Source organism: Flavobacterium sediminilitoris, from assembly GCF_023008245.1.
In the GTDB taxonomy this organism is placed as follows: domain Bacteria; phylum Bacteroidota; class Bacteroidia; order Flavobacteriales; family Flavobacteriaceae; genus Flavobacterium; species Flavobacterium sediminilitoris.
This window is the reverse complement of record NZ_CP090145.1, coordinates 3,731,690-3,750,938: the sequence shown is the minus strand read 5'-3', so window position 1 is coordinate 3,750,938 and position 19,249 is coordinate 3,731,690. Positions and strand designations below refer to the sequence as shown.

Sequence of the window (19,249 nt, the reverse complement as noted above, 5' to 3'; positions counted from 1 at the left end):
AGAAAAGTCCAATCGCTAGATTGGACTTTTTATTTTGATAGAATAGAGGTTACTTTTTTTCTTAATATTGGAATAACACTTTCTTCAAACCATTGATTTTTTTGTAGCCAAAATCTATTTCTAGGAGAAGGATGAGGTAGCGGAAAATATTTTGGTAAATATTCTTCAAATGAACTTACTGTTTCTGTTAAAGTGGCTTTGTTCTTGTTATTCAAATAATACTTTTGCGAATATTGACCTATAAGTAATATTAATTCTAAATCAGGCATTTGAATTAGTAATTTTTCATGCCAAAGTGGAGCACATTCTTTTCTAGGAGGTAAATCTCCCGTTTTTCCTTTTCCAGGATAACAAAACCCCATAGGAACAATGGCAATTTTTGAAGTATCGTAAAATACATCATTAGAAATGTTAAGCCATTTGCGTAATTGATTTCCACTAGGGTCATTCCAAGGAATTCCTGTTTGGTGTACTTTTGTGCCAGGAGCTTGTCCAATAATTAGGATTTTAGCTGTTTTACTTGCTCTTACTACTGGATTAGGGCCTAGTGGTAAAAATGTAGCGCAATGAGTGCAATTTGATATGTCGGTTAGTAATTTTTGCATAAAAAAATCCGCTATTGCGGATTGGTTGGTATTATATCATTATATTTTTTTGAAACAACTGTCCAGTTAATAATTTCAAAAACAGACTCTATATATGTTCTTTTATTATTTTGATATTTTAAATAATAAGCATGTTCCCATAAATCAATACCAAGTATTGGTTTACCTTTTATCTTAGAATCACTCATTAACGGATTATCTTGATTGTTTGAAGTCGTAATTTCAAGTTTACCATCTTTTTTTACAATTAACCAAATCCATCCTGATCCAAAATGTTTGTTTGCTTCACTAATAAATTTGTTTTTGAATAAATTAAAAGATGTAAATTCAGTATTTATAGCTTTTGAAAGGTTATCTTTTGGTGATTTTGCTCCTTTGGGTGTCAAGATTTCAAAAAATAAAGAATGATTGTAATAACCACCAGCATTATTTTTTAAATCATTATTTTTTTCATTTGAAAACAGTAGAAGTTCTTCTATATTTTTATCTTGCCAATCAGGATTATTAGCAATTAGTTTGTTTAATGTATTGGTATAACTCAAATAGTGTTTTGTATAATGAATTTCCATAGTTTTACCATCAATTGAAGGTTCTAAAGCATCAAAAGGGTAATTGATTTTAAATAATTGGAAAGGACCACTATTTGTTTTTGTATCTGATGGATTACTATAAACAACAGAAGTTTCTATTTCTGGCTCAGGAAGTTGTACTTCAACTAAATTGTTGTTTTCCTTGCAAGAGTTTAGTAAAAATAAGATAGGTAATACAACGTAGAAGTGTTTCATAAATTTCGCTCTTTCATAAGTTGATTAATGATATCTATATATTGTTGCTTTGCCTCACTTATTGATAGATGTTTTACTTGCATCCAAGCATTTAGCTTGAATGCATTTATTAAATCTTGTGGATTTTGAAAATAGATATTTGTTATACCGCTAGTTGCTTGTTTATATAAACCATATAATACTAGCTGTGTATCTTGCGGAACTGACTCTTGAGGAATTTTATTTGCATTCTCAAAAGCTTCATCAAATAATATGTCTAAATTCTTATTACTCATCTATTTTTTGCAGATGATGGTTTTTGCTCCAATTGCTTTTTCTCCAAGTTTTACATTTACTTCAGTTCCAAGAGGTAAATAAATATCTACTCTTGAACCAAATTTAATAAAACCAGCGTCTTTTCCTTGTACTACTCTCATGCCTTCTTCTGCGTAGTTTATAATTCTACGAGCTAATGCTCCGGCAATTTGACGATACATTACTTCTCCGTATACACGATTGTTTATAACAACTGTTGTACGTTCGTTTTCTTCACTTGCTTTTGGATGCCAAGCAACCAAATATTTACCAGGGTGATATTTACTATATTTTACTATTCCATTTAATGCATATCTTGTAACATGGACATTTATTGGGGACATAAAAATGGATACCATTAATCGTTTGTCTTTGAAATATTCAGGTTCAAAAACTTCTTCAATTACAACTACTTTTCCATCAACAGGTGCAAGAATATGATTGTCACTGTTGTCAGTTTCTCTTTTAGGATTTCTAAAGAACTGAAGTATTAGGATAAGAAAAACTAATGATAATATAATTATCGCATTTCTCAACCAGTTAATTGAAATAAAAGCATCGCTTAAAAAGATTATACCTACTACTAATGTAAGTGTAATTAAAATGATCTTGGCACCTTCTTTATGAAACATAATTTAAAATTAAATAAAATAAATATATAAATGGAACTACAAATATAATACTATCTAGTCTATCTAGTATGCCACCATGACCAGGCATTATATTTCCGCTGTCTTTAATTTCTGCAACTCTTTTGAATTTAGATTCTATTAAATCTCCTAATGTACTGAAAACGCTTACAATAATAGAAATAATTAACCAAATATATAAAGTAGCATGTAAATAATATTTTGCTAATAAATAACCACAAATTGCTGAAAAAATTAAACCACCTATAAATCCTTCAATTGTTTTTTTGGGAGATATGGTAGGGAATAATTTATTTTTTCCGATATTTTTCCCTACTAAGTAGGCAAATGTGTCATTGGTCCAGATTAAGATAAAAATTGTAATTAAAATCTTTGGGTTATATTTATTTCCAACACCTATAGGAACTTTCGCTATTAAAATAAAAGGGAGAATAATATAGCCAATTAAATAGGCATATTTCCAAAGAGTTGAAATAGTATTTATTTTTTTATTGAATAGAAAATACAATAAACGAAATGAAATGAATATTGTAAAAATAGTAATAGGTTGATCTATTTTTTGAATATATTTTGTTTTATCTATTACAATATAAAGTGCTATTGCAATTACAACGTTGATTAAGAAATTTAATTTTTGCATTTTGCAAAATTCGTAAACAGCAATTGCTAGAAAGATACCAAATAAAATATTGAAACTTATCTGCGAATATAAGATACAACCTAATAGTAAAAAAATATAAACAGCACCCGAAATTGCTCTTTTTAAAGTTTCATTCATCTTAAAGATCTTCAAATAAAAGCAAATATAAGTTTTTATGACAACTTCCATAATGTAAAAAGTCTTCTTCTTTTGCTTTTTCGAAGTATTTTATGGTCGTAATATTAGATGGATATTCTTTGTCGTATTTGTTTTTTATAATTCTTAACCCATCTCCTTTGCTTGTTACTAACTGACTTGTAGTCGCTAGTACAATCATATTTGTAGGTAAATCATTTGGTTTAAAATGCCTAAATTGGTTGGATGAAAACAAAATTGAACCTTCGTCAGCAATTAAATTTTCACAAGTTGAAAAATAAAAAACAGGGTTTTTAGGAGCATTTTTATAATCTAACTTATTCTCATCTAATAAATGAAAAAGTTTTGATTCATGACAAATGACTTCGCTTTCAAACCAATCATTCTCTTCTAATATATTGATGAAATTTTCAGAAACCTCATTTAGGTTTTCACAATAAATAAATTTTCCTCCATTCTTTTTGAAATTATGGGTAAACATTTCATCAATAGGTAGTTTTACTTCTGGAGCATAAGGACTGACTTCTTCATCCTTATTCTCAGGAGTATTTCCTGTGTTTCCAAAAATTTTTCTGAAAAGACTCATTTAAATTTTGTAGGTGATTGTTATTAGCGAAACACCAAAGATAAAAAAAAACTTAGTCCTTTTTAGTAAAGAGCTAAGTTTTTTTGATATTTGGTTATAAAAGTTTTATTCTGGAGATTCTTCAGTTGTAATTTCAATTACTTTTTCATGTGGTCTATTCCCAAAAATAGCCTCTAAGTCGTCTTTGAATATTACTTCTTTTTCAATTAAGATATCTGCTAACTGAATTAGTTTGTCTTTATTGTCTTCTAATAATTGAATAGCTCTTGTATATTGATCTTCTATTAATTTAGAAATTTCAGTATCAATTACCCTTGCAGTATCTTCTGAATATGGTTTTGAAAAATTATACTCACTTTGTCCTGACGAATCATAATATGTGATGTTTCCTAATTTTTCATTTAAGCCATAAACAGTTACCATTGCTCTAGCTTGTTTGGTTACTTTTTCTAAGTCGCTTAATGCACCTGTAGAAATTTTGTTAAAAATAACTTTTTCAGCCGCTCTTCCTCCCATTGTAGCACACATTTCGTCAAGCATTTGTTCAGGTCGAACAATTAAGCGTTCTTCTGGTAAATACCATGCAGCTCCTAAACTTTGTCCTCTAGGTACTATGGTTACTTTTACTAATGGTGCTGCGTGTTCAAGCATCCAACTAACAGTTGCGTGTCCGGCTTCATGAATGGCAATAGCTCTTTTCTCTTCCGGAGTAACAATTTTATTTTTCTTTTCAAGTCCACCCACAATTCTATCAACAGCATCTAAGAAATCTTGTTTGTCCACTGCTTTTTTGTCTTTTCTAGCTGCAATTAATGCCGCTTCATTACAAACATTTGCTATGTCAGCACCAGAAAACCCAGGTGTTTGTTTTGCTAAAAATTCAGTGTCTAATTCTTCAGATTTTTTTATTGGTTTTAAATGAACCTCAAATATTTCTTTACGTTCTCTAATGTCTGGAAGATCTACATAAATTTGTCTGTCAAAACGTCCAGCTCTCATTAAAGCTTTATCTAGTACATCTGCTCGGTTTGTAGCGGCTAATACAATAACATTTGTATTTGTACCAAAACCATCCATTTCAGTTAATAATTGATTTAAAGTGTTTTCACGTTCATCGTTACCACCTGACATGTTGCTTTTTCCACGAGCTCTACCAACAGCATCAATTTCATCAATAAAAATGATTGCTGGTGATTTTTCTTTAGCTTGTTTAAATAAGTCTCTTACTCTTGAAGCACCTACACCTACAAACATTTCAACAAAATCTGAACCAGATAATGAGAAGAACGGTACTTTTGCTTCACCTGCAACGGCTTTAGCTAATAATGTTTTCCCGGTTCCTGGAGGTCCTACAAGTAAGGCTCCTTTTGGTATTTTTCCTCCTATAGAAGTATATTTTTCTGGATTTTTTAGAAATTCAACAATTTCTTCAATCTCTTCTTTTGCACCTTCAAGTCCAGCAACATTTTCAAAAGTGACTTTTACATCATTTTTTTCATCAAATAATTTAGCTTTAGATTTTCCAATGCTAAATATTTGACCACCTCCACCACCAGATCCACCAGACATTCGTCTCATCATAAAAATCCATAAACCTGCTATAAGAATAAATGGAAGTAATATAGAAAATACTTCGCCCCAAATTCCATCAGGTTCTTTAGAATAATCATCTAATAGTCCTTTTTTATGAGCTTCTGCTAAGTTTTTTTGAAATAATTCTAAATTACCTATTTCAACAAAATAGTGAGGTCCTTTTTCGTTAAGTTTACCCAACATATTATCTTTAGCATTTGCATGTTCTTTGTTGCCTAATGCTTCTTTTTTAAGATAAATTTGCGCTTTCGTATTGCTAAAAATTACTTTCTCGACTTGATTTGAATCTAAAAAGTCGTAAAATTTAGATAATGTTGCTGGTTTAGGATTGCTAAAATCAATTCCGTTGCCAAAAACATTTATTAGTAACAATATTCCAATAATTAATCCGTACACTAACCACGGACTAACCTTGAATTTTGGGTTTTTATTCTCAGACATAATTTTTTTAGTATTTACTTTCTATTGAAGTTATTTTAGCATCACCCCAAAGACTTTCAATGTTGTAATACTCACGAATGTGTGTTTGGAAAACATGAACTACTATGTTCACAAAATCCATTAAAACCCATTCTGCATTTTCCATGCCTTCTACGTGCCATGGTTTTTCTTTAAGCTCTTTTGATACTACTTTTTGTATAGAATTTGCGATTGCAACGACTTGAGTGTTTGAGTTTCCATTACATACAATGAAATAATCGCATACTGTATTTTCAATTTCTCTTAAATCTAGGATATCTATATCAGCACCTTTTACATCTTCAATTCCTTTAATGATATTTGCTAATAAATCGTCGTTATTATTACTTTTTGCCATTTAAAATTTTTAAGTTTATGCAAAGTTATCATTTTTTGTCTTTATTTTTGAACCTTAACATAAGATTAAAATTAAAACTTTACATTTTTACTAAATGAATATCATCAAACTCAATGCCATAGCTTCTACAAATGATTTTTTAAGACAGATGTCAGCTAAGGAAATGGTTGAAAATTTTACAGTAGTAGTTGCAGAAAACCAGCTAAATGGAAAAGGTCAAAGAGGTTCAGTGTGGGTTTCTGAAAACGGTAAAAACCTAACGTTTAGTGTGTTTGTTAAAGATTTTCAGGTAGATGTATCTTCTATTTATTTAATTAATATTATAGTTCCAATAACAATTATAGAGGTTTTGACGGAGTTAAAATTAGTTGATTTAGCCATTAAATGGCCAAACGACATTTTGTCAGAGAATAAAAAAATTGGCGGAATTTTAATTGAAAATGCTATAAAGTCAGATGGAATGATTCAAACTGTAGTTGGAATTGGGTTAAATATAAATCAAATGAGTTTTGATAATTTACCGCAAGCATCTTCATTAGCAATATTAAAAAAGGAAGAATTTGATAAAGATTTAATTTTAAAACAAATTATTGAAAGACTAAAATTTAATATGACTCGAATAGGAGATAAGTCATATTTTTGGGATAAATATAATAATCTTCTGTTTAGAAAAGATATTCCTACTGTATTTGTAAATAATACAAATCAAAAATTTATGGCAATTGTGAAAGGAGTTACCAACAATGGAAAACTACAATTACTTTTGGAAGATGATACAATAAATGAATATGACATAAAAGAAGTAAAAATGCTTTATTAAAGTATGAATACTTAAAACTTAATAAAGACTTGTTAAACTTAATAAAAAAGTTTTTGTTTTTAAGTACTTTTGCAATCGTTTTAACTTACTACATCTAAAAAATGGATAAAAAAATATTCTCGTTCTTATTTTCAACACGATTAATGGCTGTTTTATTCATTGTTATGATAATAGCAATGGCAGCAGGAACTTTTATTGAAGATGCTTATAACACCGATACAGCTCGTATAATTGTTTATAACGCATGGTGGTTTGAAGTGATAATGGTATTTTTTGTGATTAATTTCATTGGAAATATCAAACGTTATCAATTGTATAAAAAAGAAAAGTGGGCAACACTTTTATTGCATTTATCTTTTATTTTTATAATTATAGGAGCTTTTATAACTCGATATATTAGTTATGAAGGAATGATGATTATAAGAGAAGGAGAATCAGAAAACAGAATGTATTCTGATAAAACGTATTTATCTGGTTTTGTAGACGGAGAGTATAATGGAGAAATGAAGCGTCGTTCTTTTGAAGAAGGTAGATATTTTGCTCCAGAAATAGAAAATAATTGGTTTTTAAGTCTTTTCTTTTCGAATGATTTTTCGGTAAAGGGAGAATTTAATAAAATACCTTATGAAATTGAATATGATAATTATTTGATGAATGTTGCTCAAACTATTGAAGAAAATGAAAACGGAGAGCAATATATAAAAATGGTTGAATCTGGAGATGGAAATCGACATGAACATTTCTTAAAAGATGGTGAAGTTCAAAGTATTCATAATGTATTATTTGCTTTTAATAAATTTACACAAGGTGCTATTAATATTTCAAACTTAGAAGGAGCCTTGTTTATTCAGACTCCTTTTGAAGGAAGTTATATGAGAATGGCAGATCAGCAACAAGGGAGAGTAGTAAAAGATACTGTTCAACCTTTACAATTACGATCTCTTTATAATCTTGCAGGAACTCAATTTGTTTTTCCTGAACCACCTATTAAAGGTGAAATAACATATAAGTCAAACCATGATTTTAAAGATAAACAAACAGATGATGCTCTTTCTGTGACAATAAAAAGTCAAGGAAAAGAAGAAAAATTATTGTTAGTAGGAGCAAAAGGAAAGCAAGGAATTCCACAAACCATAAAGATAGGAGAATTAGAATTCACATTATTTTTTGGAAGTAAAGTGTATGAAGTTCCCTTCAAAATACAACTAGATGATTTTATTGCCGATAAATATCCTGGAACAGAAAAAAGTTATTCAGCATTTAAAAGTAAAATTGAAATACAAGATACAGAGCAGAATAATACATTCAAAGATAGTGTCTTTATGAATAATATTTTAGATTATAGAGGATATCGATTTTTTCAAGCAGGTTTTGATCCAGATGAAAAAGGAACACATTTGTCTGTAAATCACGATCAATGGGGAACATGGATAACTTATTTAGGCTATTTCTTATTGTATTTTGCTATGATGGTAATTTTGTTTGATAAGAATACTCGTTTTGGTGATTTGAAAAAGAAAATTGATAAAATAGGAGTGAAGAAAAAATCGTTAATGACTGTTCTTGTTCTTTTATTTTCATTTGTAGGTTTTTCTCAAGATAAAGAGCATAATCATCAAGAAACAGATGCTAAAAAAGTATTAGAATTTATTCAGAAGCATAAAGTAGATAAAGAACATGCTGCTGAGTTTGGTAAAATGGTAATTCAGGATTTAAGCGGAAGAATGAAACCTGTTAATACTTTTTCTTCTGAGTTGCTACGTAAAGTATCAAAAAGCGATTCGTATGAAGGATTAAATGCGGATCAGGCTTTCATTTCTATGACACAGTTTCCTCAATATTGGTATAATTTACCGATTATTTATTTAAAAAGAGGAAATGATAGTATTCGTAAAATTGCAGGAATAGATTCATCCGCAGAATACGCTTCACTAGTTAATTTCTTTGATAAAGAGGGCGCTTATAAATTGGCTCCTTTTTTAGAAGATGCCTATGGAGCTGCTGTTCCAAATAGTTTTCAGAAAGATTTTATCGAAACAGATAAAAAAGTAAACTTGTTGTATGATGCTTTAAGTGGTCAAATAATGAGAGTGTACCCAATTCCTAATGATAAAAATAATAAATGGGTTTCTTATTTAGAAATTAGTGAACCAACAGGAACAGCTTTGGATACAATTAAAACAGTAATGCCTTTTTATTTAAATGCGGTATCAAAAGCATCTGAAAGTAAGGATTATAAATTAGCAAGCTCATTGTTAACTGGGTTGAAAAATTATCAGCAAAAATATGGAGCTAAAGTAATGCTATCTGATGAAAAGATTAATTCTGAAATTATGTATAATAAGTACGATGTTTTCAAACGTTTGTATTATTTGTATATGTTAGCTGGAGTTTTAATGTTGGCTTTTACGATTGTTCAGTTATTTTCAAGTAAAAAATGGATAAATTATACTGTTAATTTCTTTCATGGGTTAATTATTTTCTTTTTCGTAATTCACACATTAGGATTAATAGCGCGTTGGTATATTTCAGGTCATGCACCGTGGAGTGATGCTTATGAGAGTATGATATATGTAGCGTGGGCAACAATGTTCTTTGGTATTGCATTTGGTAGAAAATCACAATTAACATTAGCTTCAACAGCATTTGTAGCATCAATGATTTTGATGATTGCACATTGGAGTTGGATGGATCCAGCGATAGCTAATTTACAACCTGTATTAAATTCATATTGGTTAATGATACATGTTGCTGTAATTGTAGCTAGTTATGGACCATTCACTTTAGGAATGATTTTAGGAATAGTGGCTTTGTTCTTAATCTTATTTACTACAGAAAAAAATAAGGCAAAAATGAAATTGACTATTGATGAGTTGAGTTATATAAATGAAATGGCAATAACTGTTGGTTTAGTAATGCTAACTATTGGTAACTTTTTAGGAGGACAATGGGCAAATGAAAGTTGGGGGCGCTATTGGGGTTGGGATCCAAAAGAAACATGGGCATTAATCAGTATCTTTGTTTATGCTTTTGTAATTCATGCTAGATTAGTCCCAGGAATGCGAAGTAAATGGATTTATAATGTGATGAGTATTTTTGCATTTTATTCTATATTAATGACATATTTTGGTGTTAATTTTTATTTAACTGGAATGCACTCTTATGCAAGCGGGGAGAAAGTTGTAACACCTGTTTTTGTTTACGTTTCTCTTGCTTTTGTAGTTTTATTAAGCACAGTCTCTTATTCTCAGTATAGGAAGTATTATGTGAAGAAGTAAATGTTTTTTTAATAGTATTAAAAAAGCATATTTATAAAATTTAGATTTTATCCAACAAACAAACCTCGTTTAAGAAGCTTAAACGAGGTTTGTTTGTTAAAAGATATTGTTGGTTATTCCTTTGTTCTATTAGATGCGAAATGTTTATACTAACAAATGGAATTGCAGATTCTTCTATTTTAAATTCAGAATTTCTGTTTATCTTATTAAAATAATAAAATGTTTAAACAAAAAAAACGGCTCTGTTATAGAGTCGTTTTTTATTTATATAAGAAATTTATATTTTCTTATTCGCTTCTTCTTGAACGTTTTGCTTTCTCGAAGAATTTAGAACCACCTTCAGATGAATTTCTAGAGCTTCTGTCACCTCTTCTGTCGTTGTTTCTACTTTCGAATTTTCTATCACCACCAGAAGATCTTCTGTCTCCACCGCCACTATTTCTACGATCTCCACTTCCGCTTCTTCCACTTCCACCGCTACGTCTTTCACCACCACGACCATTGTGATCTCTTCTTCTACTGCTGCTTCCACCATCATTTTTAGAAATCTCAACATTGATTTTTCTTCCTTCTAAGTTGAAAGCATTTAAGATTTCCATTACTTTAGGAGCAAGTGAAGCATCTGTATTAAAGAAAGAGAATCCTTCTTTTACGTCTACTTTGAAAACATCATCTCTACCTAGGTCTAATGTGTCTTTTAAGAAATCTTTTAATGACATCCAGTCAAAATTATCTCTTGAACCAATATTGATAAAGAAACGAACGGCACCATCTGTTGGAATAACACCTGCTTCTCTTCTTGTTCCTGGGTCAGAAGACAAATCTCTTGATTTTTTATAATAGTTGATAAAACGATTAAATTCTACCGATACCATTTTTTTGATTAATTCTTCTTTTGGTAAATCTTTTAAAACTTCTTCAATTGCAGGTAAGTAAGCATCAATTTCATGATCTACTTCTACATCTTTGATTCTGTTTGCTAAGTGGAATAATTGAATTTGACAAATTTCCATTCCAGAAGGAATTGGTTTTTCTTCAAATTTCATTTTAATAATACGCTCAATAGCTGATATTTTGCGTAATTCACTTTTTGTAATAATTACTAATGAAGTTCCTGATTTTCCAGCACGTCCTGTACGTCCAGAACGGTGTGTGTATGTTTCTACCTCGTCAGGAAGCTGATAGTTAATTACGTGAGTAATATCATCTACATCAATTCCACGAGCAGCAACATCTGTAGCAACAAGCATTTGGATTTGTCTTCCGCGGAATGATTTCATTACACCATCACGTTGTGATTGAGATAAATCTCCATGTAATGCAGCAGCACTATAACCATCTTCAATTAATTTTTCAGCAACTGCTTGTGTGTCACGTTTTGTTCTACAAAAAACAACTGAAAAGATATCAGGATTTGCATCAGCTAAACGCTTTAATGCAGCATAACGATCACGAGCACTTACTAAATAAAATTCGTGAGAAACGTTTTCGTTACCTGAGTTTTTATGTCCTACAGTAATTTCTAAAGGTTTTCTCATGAAGTCTTTTGCAATACGTGCAACTTCTTGTGGCATTGTAGCCGAGAATAACCATGTACTTTTGTCTTTTGGTGTGTCTGATAAAATAGCAGTAATGTCTTCATAGAAACCCATGTTTAACATTTCATCTGCTTCATCTAGCACGCAATAGTTAATGTTCTTAATGTTAACCATATTACGGTTAATCATATCTTGCATTCTACCAGGAGTAGCTACAATAATTTGTGCACCTCTTCTAATTTGATTAGCTTGTTCAGTAATACTAGCACCTCCATAAATGGCAACGGTATTTAAACCTTTAATGTATTTTGAGTAAAGCTTAATTTCATTTGTAATTTGAAGACATAACTCTCTTGTAGGCGATAAAATTAAGGCTTGAGTATCTCTATTCTCAGCATCAATTTTTTGGATAAGTGGAAACCCAAACGCTGCAGTCTTACCAGTTCCGGTTTGAGCTAACGCTACAATGTCTGTGTCTTTTTCCAATAATAGGGGAATCGCTTTTTCCTGTACTTCCGATGGACTTTCAAATCCAAGGTCTTTGATCGCGAGCAGAAGCGATTCGTTTAGACCTAATTGTTCAAATTTATTCATGTATGTATTTAAAATTGGGTGCAAAGGTACTGTTTATTAATGAGATATGCTAATTTGTTTTAAAATGTTCAATTTCAGATTTTTGATATTAAAAAAGAATTGAAAAAACACTATTTTTTTATTCTCTAAACTTTATTTTTGCACAAAATATTAAATAAGGATGTTTCAATTATTAGATTTTATAGGAACTTTTGTGTTTGCTGTGTCAGGAGTATTAACTGCTTTAAATAAAAAATTAGATTTATTTGGAGTTTTTATTATTGCTTTTGTAACAGCATTAGGAGGAGGAACATTACGAGATATTTTAATTGGGAGAACTCCTGTGGGTTGGATGCAGAATTTACAATATGTTTATTTAATAGTTATTGGATTTATTATTGCAGTTGTTTTTAGGAAGAAATTAGATAGGTTGCGAATTTCAATGTTTTTGTTTGATACAATTGGATTAGGAATTTTTACTTTAATAGGACTAGAAAAAGGGATTGAAAAAGGATTGCACCCTATCATTTGTATAGCGCTAGGTACTATAACTGCAACTTTTGGAGGTGTTATTAGAGATATTTTGTGTAATGAAATACCTGTTATCTTTAGAAGAGAAATTTATGCTACAGTGTGTTTGTTAGGTGGTGTTCTGTTTTTTATTTTGCAAGAATGTAATATAAATGATGATGCGTTATATTTGATTACATCTCTTTTTATGATTATTTTACGCCTTTTAGCAGTAAGGAATAAATGGTATTTACCAACATTACATCATAAAGTGTAATTGTTGTTTAAAAAGGTAATTAATTCTTTTGTTGCTTTCCCTCTATGGCTTAAGGTGGCTTTCTCGTCTAAATTCATTTCTGCAAAAGTCTTTTCATAATTTTCTGGAAGAAAGATAGGGTCATATCCAAAGCCTTGATTTCCTTTTTTATGTTCAATTATTGTACCTTTTGCAATACCAGTAAACAAGTGTTGAGTGTTGTTAATATTGAGTGCAATAACTGTTTTGAAATTTGCACTTCTATTGTTTTTATCTTGTAGTTCAGATAGAAGTTTGTTCATGTTGTCTTCCGAATTTTTTTGCTCTCCAGCATATCTTGCGGAATAAACTCCAGGCTCTCCATTCAGTGCGTCAACTTCTAGGCCAGTATCATCTGCAAAACAATTGTAACCGTATTTTTCTGTAATATAGTTTGCTTTAAGAATTGCATTTCCTTCAATTGTGTTTGCTGTTTCAGGAATATCTACAAAACAACCAATGTCTTCAAGACTTAATAAAGTTATTTCTTTAGGAAGCATTTGCTGAATTTCCGATATTTTATTTTTATTATTAGATGCAAAAACAAGTTTCATGATTACATTTTAAGTTGTTATTCTATTTTCTTTTTTATGCTTCCATCGTTTGTGAGTCCATAAATAATATTCAGGAGCTTCATAAATTTGTTCTTCCACTTTTCTTATGAAAGCATCGGAAATTTCAAAATTAGGAATTGATTTCGCATCTTCACTCATGACTTCTAAAGTAGCTTCGTAATAACCTCGCTTTACTTTCTTTGTTTTTAAGAAAACAACATTCATATCTAGTCGTTTTGAGATAATTTCAGCTCCAACATGAATAGGTGTTTCAATTCCCATAAAAGTTGACCAATGTGATTTTATTGATGACTTTGGAGATTGATCACTTGCAAATCCGTAAATTCCTAATATTCCATCTTTTTGATTTTGTTCAATGGTTGATATAGTATCTTTAGTAGTAATTAAAGTAGCCTTGAATTTTGAACGGATATCATGCACTAATTTGTCAAAATATTTATTAGATATTCTTTTATAGATTCCATATCCTTTAAATGTAATATGGTAATTCATTGAAATAACCCATTCGTAACTTGCATAATGTGCGCAGAGTAATGCAATGCTTTTTTTCTTTTTTTCTAAATCCATATAAACATCAAGGTTAATGAATTTATAGCGTTTTTCCATTTCTTTTCTTGAAATAGTCATTGTTTTTATCATTTCTAAAAACATGTCGCACATGTGAGAATAGAATTTTTTTTCAATATTTTTTCTTTCTTCAGTGCTTAGGTGTGGCAGTGCCATAGCTAGATTTTCTCGAACCACTTTTTTTCTATAACCAATAACTCTATAGACCATAAAATAAATAAAATCTGAGAATATATAAAGTAATCTAAAGGGTAATATTGATATTAAAAATAATAATGGATATAGTAGAATATATACAATTAATTGCATTGTTTTTTTATTTAAAAATATTTTACAAATATACTTCTTTAAAAGAATAAGGAAATACCTAAAGTATTATTAAATTTACAAAAAATAATAATTTAGGATGAGTTTACTATTAATAGTAATAATTGGAATTACCGCTTTGGTAAGTTATAAAGGGTTTAATGATTTCAATTTTTTTAGAAAATATGAATTTCATATTGGAAGTATTCGCGCTGGAGAACAAATTAGAATGATTACTTCTGGGTTTCTTCATGGAGATATTATGCATTTAGCATTTAACATGATAACACTTTACTTTTTTGCTCCTTATGTTCTGGCAAATCTTGGAGATGTATATTTTTTATATGTCTATTTTGGAAGTATGATTGCAGGAAGTTTGTTAACGCTTTATTTGCATAAGAATGATTATTCATATAGAGCAATAGGTGCTTCTGGTGCAGTTATGGGAGTTATTTATAGTGCAATCTTGCTTAATCCTAATATGACTTTAGGGCTTTATTTTATTATTCCAATACCAGGTTATCTTTTTGGAATAGGGTATTTGTTGTATTCTATTTATGGAATGAAAGCAAAAAGAGATAATATAGGTCATACTGCGCATTTTGGTGGAGCAATAGGAGGATATTTAATTACACTTATGCGAGAGCCCGCTTTGTTGCAAACAAATACGAAGATGGTTATTTTGTTGACAATACCAATAATCGTATTATTTTATATGAATAAAACAAATAAATTATAGTTTGGCATAAGAATTGAATAAAAACAAATAAAATTAATATATCATGAAAAGAATAATTTTAGTATTAACACTTATTACAGTTATGGCTCAAGCACAAGACAACAAATTAGTTCCGCAAATTTCTGTATCAGGAGAAGGAAAAGTTAAAGTAACTCCAGATGAAGTTTTAATTACTGTTGGAGTTGAAAATACAGGAAAAGATGCAACAGAAGTTAAAAAGAAAAATGATGAAACGGTAGATTTAGTTATTAAAGCAATTAAGAAAAGAGGAATTCCAACTTCTGACTTTCAATCTAATAGAGTTTCGTTGTTTAAGAACTATGATTATGCAACTAAAAAGAACAACTACGTTGCAAATCAAACAATTGTAATTCATTTAAAAGATTTATCAAAGTATGATGCTGTAATGATGGATTTAGTGGACAGTGGAATTAATCAAATTCAAGGTGTTCAATTTAAATCTTCAAAAATGGAACAGTATGAAGCGGAAGCAAGAAAAAAAGCAGTTTTAGACGCTAAAAAGAAAGCGGAAGATTATGTTTCTGCATTAAATCAAAAAGTAGGTAAGGCTGTTTTAATTTCAGATAGCTCAAATGCTAGCTATTATCCGCAACCAATGTATAAAAATATGGCAGTATCTGCTGAAATGGATATGGGTGGATTTAAAGAGACTTTAGCTGTTGGAGAAATAGATATTACAGCAACTGTTTCTGTTAGTTTTATTTTAGAATAGAAAAAGAAGAATTTAATATTTAAAATCAATCACTTAAGATAGAATCTTGAGTGATTTTTTTTGTTTTATCTGTAGAGTGGAATAGAAGAATATTTTGTTTTGTTACAAATAAGAATTAATTCATTGTATAAAAATGTAACACAAAGTATTTGGATTAATATAGGGGTAATAAAAAAAGCGTTTAGATATGTCTAAACGCTTTTGGTTTTTGGTGGGGAGAGCAGGATTCGAACCTGCGAAGTTTTCACAGCAGATTTACAGTCTGCCCTCGTTGGCCGCTTGAGTATCTCCCCAACGCTGTGCTTGTTTCAGTAAGCGGTTGCAAATATAGGATGCTTTTTATAATAAACAAATATTTTTTTGAATATTTTTATAAAAAAAATGTAAGTATTTGTAAATGAAAAGCATAAAAAAATCTCCTTAAAGGAGATTTTTTATTAATTATATTTTCACAAGGATTATTCACCTAAAAGCTCTTTTACTTTTGCTTTTAATTCATCACCTCTTAAATCTTTAGCTACGATATTTCCTTTTTCATCTAATATGAAAGTAGCAGGAATAGATTTAACATTGTATTGCTCTGCAATAGGATCTTGCCAAAATTTTAAATTTGAAATATGATTCCATGTTAAACCATCTTTTTCAATAGCTTCTTTCCATTTTGCACCATCTTTATCTAAAGAAACACCAATTATATTTAAACCTTTATCATGATATTCATTGTATAATGCTACAACATTTGGGTTTTCAATTCTACAAGGACCACACCATGAAGCCCAAAAATCAATAATAGTAACTTTTCCTAAAGATTCTTTTAAAGAAATAGTCTTACCATCTGGTGATGGAGCAGAAAAATCAGGAGCTGGTTTACCAATAGCGATTGCAATAAAAGCATCAAGTGATTTTTTGATGTTTTTAGCACTTTTAGTTTCTAATAAATCTTTATCGAATTTCTCGTAATATCCTCTAACTTCTTCAGGAGTCATTGATTGGCTCATTAAGAAATTTTCAAGTAATAAAACAGAGATAAATGTTTTTGGATTGTTTTTCACGAAATCTTTAGATACATTACTCATTTCATCTTGAAAAGATTTATAATCATCCATTATTTTATTGATAGTTGCAGTATCTTGCGATTGTTGAGCAATTTGCATCTTTGACATGTTTTCTTTTTGAAATTGCATCATCTTTTTGTTCACAACAGTTGATTTGTCATTAAATTCTTGGAATTTTTCATTGTTTGCAGTTCCTTTAATTTTTGATTTTTGAATAGTATCTTTATCAAAAACAACTTCAATTTTTCCTTCTTCTAAAATAAAAGGCAAACTTTGCATTTCATTTTCAATTTTTAGGAAAGCAATGTCTAAATCTGGTGCAGTTCCTTTAAATTCAAACTTACCATCTGTCACAATAGCTGTATCTTTTGTAACGGGTTCTGCTTCACCACGTAGTTCAATAAAAACTTTTTTACCATTTTCAACTCCATTAACTGTTCCAGTAATGATGTATTGATTTTCTAGCGCTTTTTCACAAGAAATAAAAGCAAAAGCGGATGCTAATAATACTAAGATTTTCTTCATTATGTAATTGTATCGTTTAATTTAGTAGCAAATGTATTTATTTTTAAGGCTAATATTCAAAAATATGAATTAAATTTTTCACAAAAAAGTCAGGGTATTAACCTGACTTTGTATAATTTCAATTAAGATTATGTCTATTTTAATGTTGAAGGGCATACTCCTTCTACAAGTGGAATAGCTGTGTTTTTTATTCCAGACATTCCTGTTTCAATGTTTATCATATTGTGATATCCTCTTGACTTCATAATTGATGACCAAATTACAGAACGATAACCACCAGCACAATGTACATAAAAAGGTTCGTTTTTTGGTATTTCTGATAAATGATCGTTTAAGAAATCTAAAGGAATATTAGTAGCTCTATTTATGTGTAATGAAGAATATTCACCAGGTCTACGACAATCAATGATAGGTGTAGTTTCAAAACTTTTCTCAAATTCTTCAGGAGATACAGAATAAATGGAATCGGTTTCGTATCCGGCTTTTACCCAAGAATCAATACCTCCTTTTAAATAACCTAGTGTGTTGTCAAATCCTACTCTAGATAAACGTGTTACAGTTTCTTCTTCTTGTCCTTCAGGAGTAATTAATAATATAGGTTGTTTCACATCTCTTACTAAAGCACCTACCCAAGGAGCAAATTGTCCATGTAATCCTATAAAAATTGAATTTGGAATGTGTGCTTTAACGAAATCAGTCTCATGTCTTACATCTAAAATAAGAGCTTCAGTTTGATTTGCAATAGCTTCAAAATCTTGTGGAGATAAAGGATTGTCTGCCTTCTCTTTAATACTGTCAAGACTTTCATATCCTTGAATATTCATTAAAACATTCTGAGGGAAATAGGCAGGAGGAGGGAGTAAACCATCTAATAGTTCCTTTTTAAAATCGTCTATTGTCATATTTGCTCTTAAAGCATAATTTGTTTTTTTCTGATTCCCTAATGTGTCTGTTGTTTCTTTGCTCATGTTTTTTCCACAAGCACTTCCAGCTCCATGATTTGGATATACTATTAAGTCATCTGATAAAGGCATTATTTTATCACGTAACGAATGAAATAAATATTCAGCTAATTTATCCTGTGTTAAATCTGCTACTAGTTTTTGTGCTAAATCAGGACGACCTACATCTCCAATGAATAATGTATCACCTGTAATTATTCCGTGTTGTTTTCCATTTTCATCAATTAAAAGATAGCAAGTACTTTCTAGAGTATGTCCTGGTGTGTGAATGGCTCTAATAGTATAATTTCCAACTTTAAATTCTTGATTGTCTGTAGCAATAATTGCTTCAAAATTAGGATTGGCTGTTGGTCCATAAACAATATTTGCTCCTGTTTTTTGAGCTAAATCTAAATGACCAGAAACAAAATCGGCATGGAAATGTGTTTCAAAAATATATTTTATTTTTGCTTTGTCTTTCTCTGATCTATTTATATAAGGTTGAACCTCTCTAAGTGGATCAAATATTGCAGCTTCTCCATTGTTTTCTATATAATAAGCTGCATGAGCTATGCAACCAGTATAAATTTGTTCTATTTTCATGTGAATATTATTTTATATAAACAAAATTACAAATAATAAATTTTTAATGAAGTAACAAAGGTTAC

At 29.9% G+C, this 19,249-nt stretch carries 18 protein-coding genes and 1 tRNA gene; 5 read left to right on the top strand and 14 right to left on the bottom strand.

Annotated elements, in window-relative coordinates:
• Positions 1-29: 29 nt before the first annotated feature.
• The 8 genes from LXD69_RS17210 to rsfS all read right to left on the bottom strand — a co-directional run bounded on the left by LXD69_RS17210 (position 30) and on the right by rsfS (position 6,126).
• Positions 30-605, bottom strand: coding sequence for a uracil-DNA glycosylase family protein (locus LXD69_RS17210; RefSeq protein ID WP_045972200.1), 576 nt, complete (start codon positions 603-605; stop codon positions 30-32).
• A gap of 11 nt (positions 606-616) precedes the next feature.
• Positions 617-1,390 carry a superoxide dismutase gene (locus LXD69_RS17205; protein WP_246916277.1) on the bottom strand — a complete coding sequence of 258 codons (774 nt, stop codon included), beginning with the start codon at positions 1,388-1,390 and terminating at the stop codon, positions 617-619.
• Complete coding sequence (locus LXD69_RS17200) at positions 1,387-1,665, bottom strand: acyl-CoA-binding protein (protein WP_045972204.1); 279 nt, start codon at positions 1,663-1,665, stop codon at positions 1,387-1,389. The genes LXD69_RS17205 and LXD69_RS17200 overlap by 4 nt, the downstream gene beginning before the upstream one ends.
• Positions 1,666-2,316 (bottom strand): phosphatidylserine decarboxylase family protein, encoded by a 651-nt coding sequence (locus LXD69_RS17195; protein ID WP_045972206.1) that lies wholly within the window; start codon positions 2,314-2,316, stop codon positions 1,666-1,668.
• Positions 2,306-3,112, bottom strand: coding sequence for a phosphatidate cytidylyltransferase (locus LXD69_RS17190; protein WP_045972209.1), 807 nt, complete (start codon positions 3,110-3,112; stop codon positions 2,306-2,308). The genes LXD69_RS17195 and LXD69_RS17190 overlap by 11 nt, the downstream gene beginning before the upstream one ends.
• Position 3,113: 1 nt before the next feature.
• Positions 3,114-3,716 (bottom strand): LUD domain-containing protein, encoded by a 603-nt coding sequence (locus tag LXD69_RS17185; protein WP_045972211.1) that lies wholly within the window; start codon positions 3,714-3,716, stop codon positions 3,114-3,116.
• A 105-nt stretch (positions 3,717-3,821) separates the two neighbouring features.
• Complete coding sequence (ftsH, locus tag LXD69_RS17180) at positions 3,822-5,750, bottom strand: ATP-dependent zinc metalloprotease FtsH (RefSeq protein ID WP_045972213.1); 1,929 nt, start codon at positions 5,748-5,750, stop codon at positions 3,822-3,824.
• 7 nt (positions 5,751-5,757) lie between these two features.
• The gene (gene rsfS / locus LXD69_RS17175; RefSeq protein WP_045972215.1) at positions 5,758-6,126 is read right to left on the bottom strand and encodes a ribosome silencing factor; all 369 of its coding nucleotides are present in this window, start codon (positions 6,124-6,126) and stop codon (positions 5,758-5,760) included.
• A gap of 94 nt (positions 6,127-6,220) precedes the next feature.
• On the opposite strand from rsfS, the gene LXD69_RS17170 reads away from it, so the two are divergent.
• Entirely contained in the window at positions 6,221-6,946 is a 726-nt protein-coding gene (locus LXD69_RS17170) for a biotin--[acetyl-CoA-carboxylase] ligase (protein WP_246916276.1), read from the top strand.
• Positions 6,947-7,047: 101 nt separating this feature from the next.
• A complete protein-coding gene (ccsA, locus tag LXD69_RS17165) occupies positions 7,048-10,224 on the top strand; it encodes a cytochrome c biogenesis protein (RefSeq protein WP_246916275.1) in 3,177 nt (1,058 codons plus the stop codon).
• Positions 10,225-10,511: 287 nt separating this feature from the next.
• On the opposite strand, the gene LXD69_RS17160 is transcribed toward ccsA, so the two are convergent.
• Complete coding sequence (locus LXD69_RS17160; protein WP_246916274.1) at positions 10,512-12,356, bottom strand: DEAD/DEAH box helicase; 1,845 nt, start codon at positions 12,354-12,356, stop codon at positions 10,512-10,514.
• A gap of 160 nt (positions 12,357-12,516) precedes the next feature.
• On the opposite strand from LXD69_RS17160, the gene LXD69_RS17155 reads away from it, so the two are divergent.
• Positions 12,517-13,122 (top strand): trimeric intracellular cation channel family protein, encoded by a 606-nt coding sequence (locus tag LXD69_RS17155; protein ID WP_045972223.1) that lies wholly within the window; start codon positions 12,517-12,519, stop codon positions 13,120-13,122.
• Here the strand turns inward: LXD69_RS17155 and LXD69_RS17150 are convergent.
• Both LXD69_RS17150 and LXD69_RS17145 read right to left on the bottom strand, forming a co-directional pair.
• A complete protein-coding gene (locus LXD69_RS17150) occupies positions 13,110-13,694 on the bottom strand; it encodes a non-canonical purine NTP diphosphatase (RefSeq protein WP_045972225.1) in 585 nt (194 codons plus the stop codon). The genes LXD69_RS17155 and LXD69_RS17150 overlap by 13 nt on opposite strands.
• Positions 13,695-13,703: 9 nt before the next feature.
• Positions 13,704-14,591, bottom strand: a complete 888-nt coding sequence (locus LXD69_RS17145) for a lysophospholipid acyltransferase family protein (RefSeq protein WP_246916273.1) — start codon at positions 14,589-14,591, stop codon at positions 13,704-13,706.
• Between the two features lie 97 nt (positions 14,592-14,688).
• On the opposite strand from LXD69_RS17145, the gene LXD69_RS17140 reads away from it, so the two are divergent.
• Together LXD69_RS17140 and LXD69_RS17135 are read left to right on the top strand one after the other, a co-directional pair.
• Positions 14,689-15,327, top strand: a complete 639-nt coding sequence (locus tag LXD69_RS17140; RefSeq protein ID WP_246916272.1) for a rhomboid family intramembrane serine protease — start codon at positions 14,689-14,691, stop codon at positions 15,325-15,327.
• Positions 15,328-15,370: 43 nt separating this feature from the next.
• On the top strand, positions 15,371-16,060 hold the full coding sequence (locus LXD69_RS17135; protein WP_246916271.1) for an SIMPL domain-containing protein: 690 nt from the start codon (positions 15,371-15,373) through the stop codon (positions 16,058-16,060).
• A gap of 209 nt (positions 16,061-16,269) precedes the next feature.
• Here LXD69_RS17135 and LXD69_RS17130 read toward each other — a convergent pair.
• The 3 genes from LXD69_RS17130 to LXD69_RS17120 all read right to left on the bottom strand — a co-directional run bounded on the left by LXD69_RS17130 (position 16,270) and on the right by LXD69_RS17120 (position 19,184).
• Positions 16,270-16,353, bottom strand: a tRNA-Tyr gene (locus LXD69_RS17130).
• A gap of 165 nt (positions 16,354-16,518) precedes the next feature.
• Positions 16,519-17,640 carry a TlpA disulfide reductase family protein gene (locus tag LXD69_RS17125; RefSeq protein WP_246916270.1) on the bottom strand — a complete coding sequence of 374 codons (1,122 nt, stop codon included), beginning with the start codon at positions 17,638-17,640 and terminating at the stop codon, positions 16,519-16,521.
• 134 nt (positions 17,641-17,774) lie between these two features.
• Entirely contained in the window at positions 17,775-19,184 is a 1,410-nt protein-coding gene (locus LXD69_RS17120; protein WP_246916269.1) for an MBL fold metallo-hydrolase, read from the bottom strand.
• Positions 19,185-19,249: the final 65 nt, after the last annotated feature.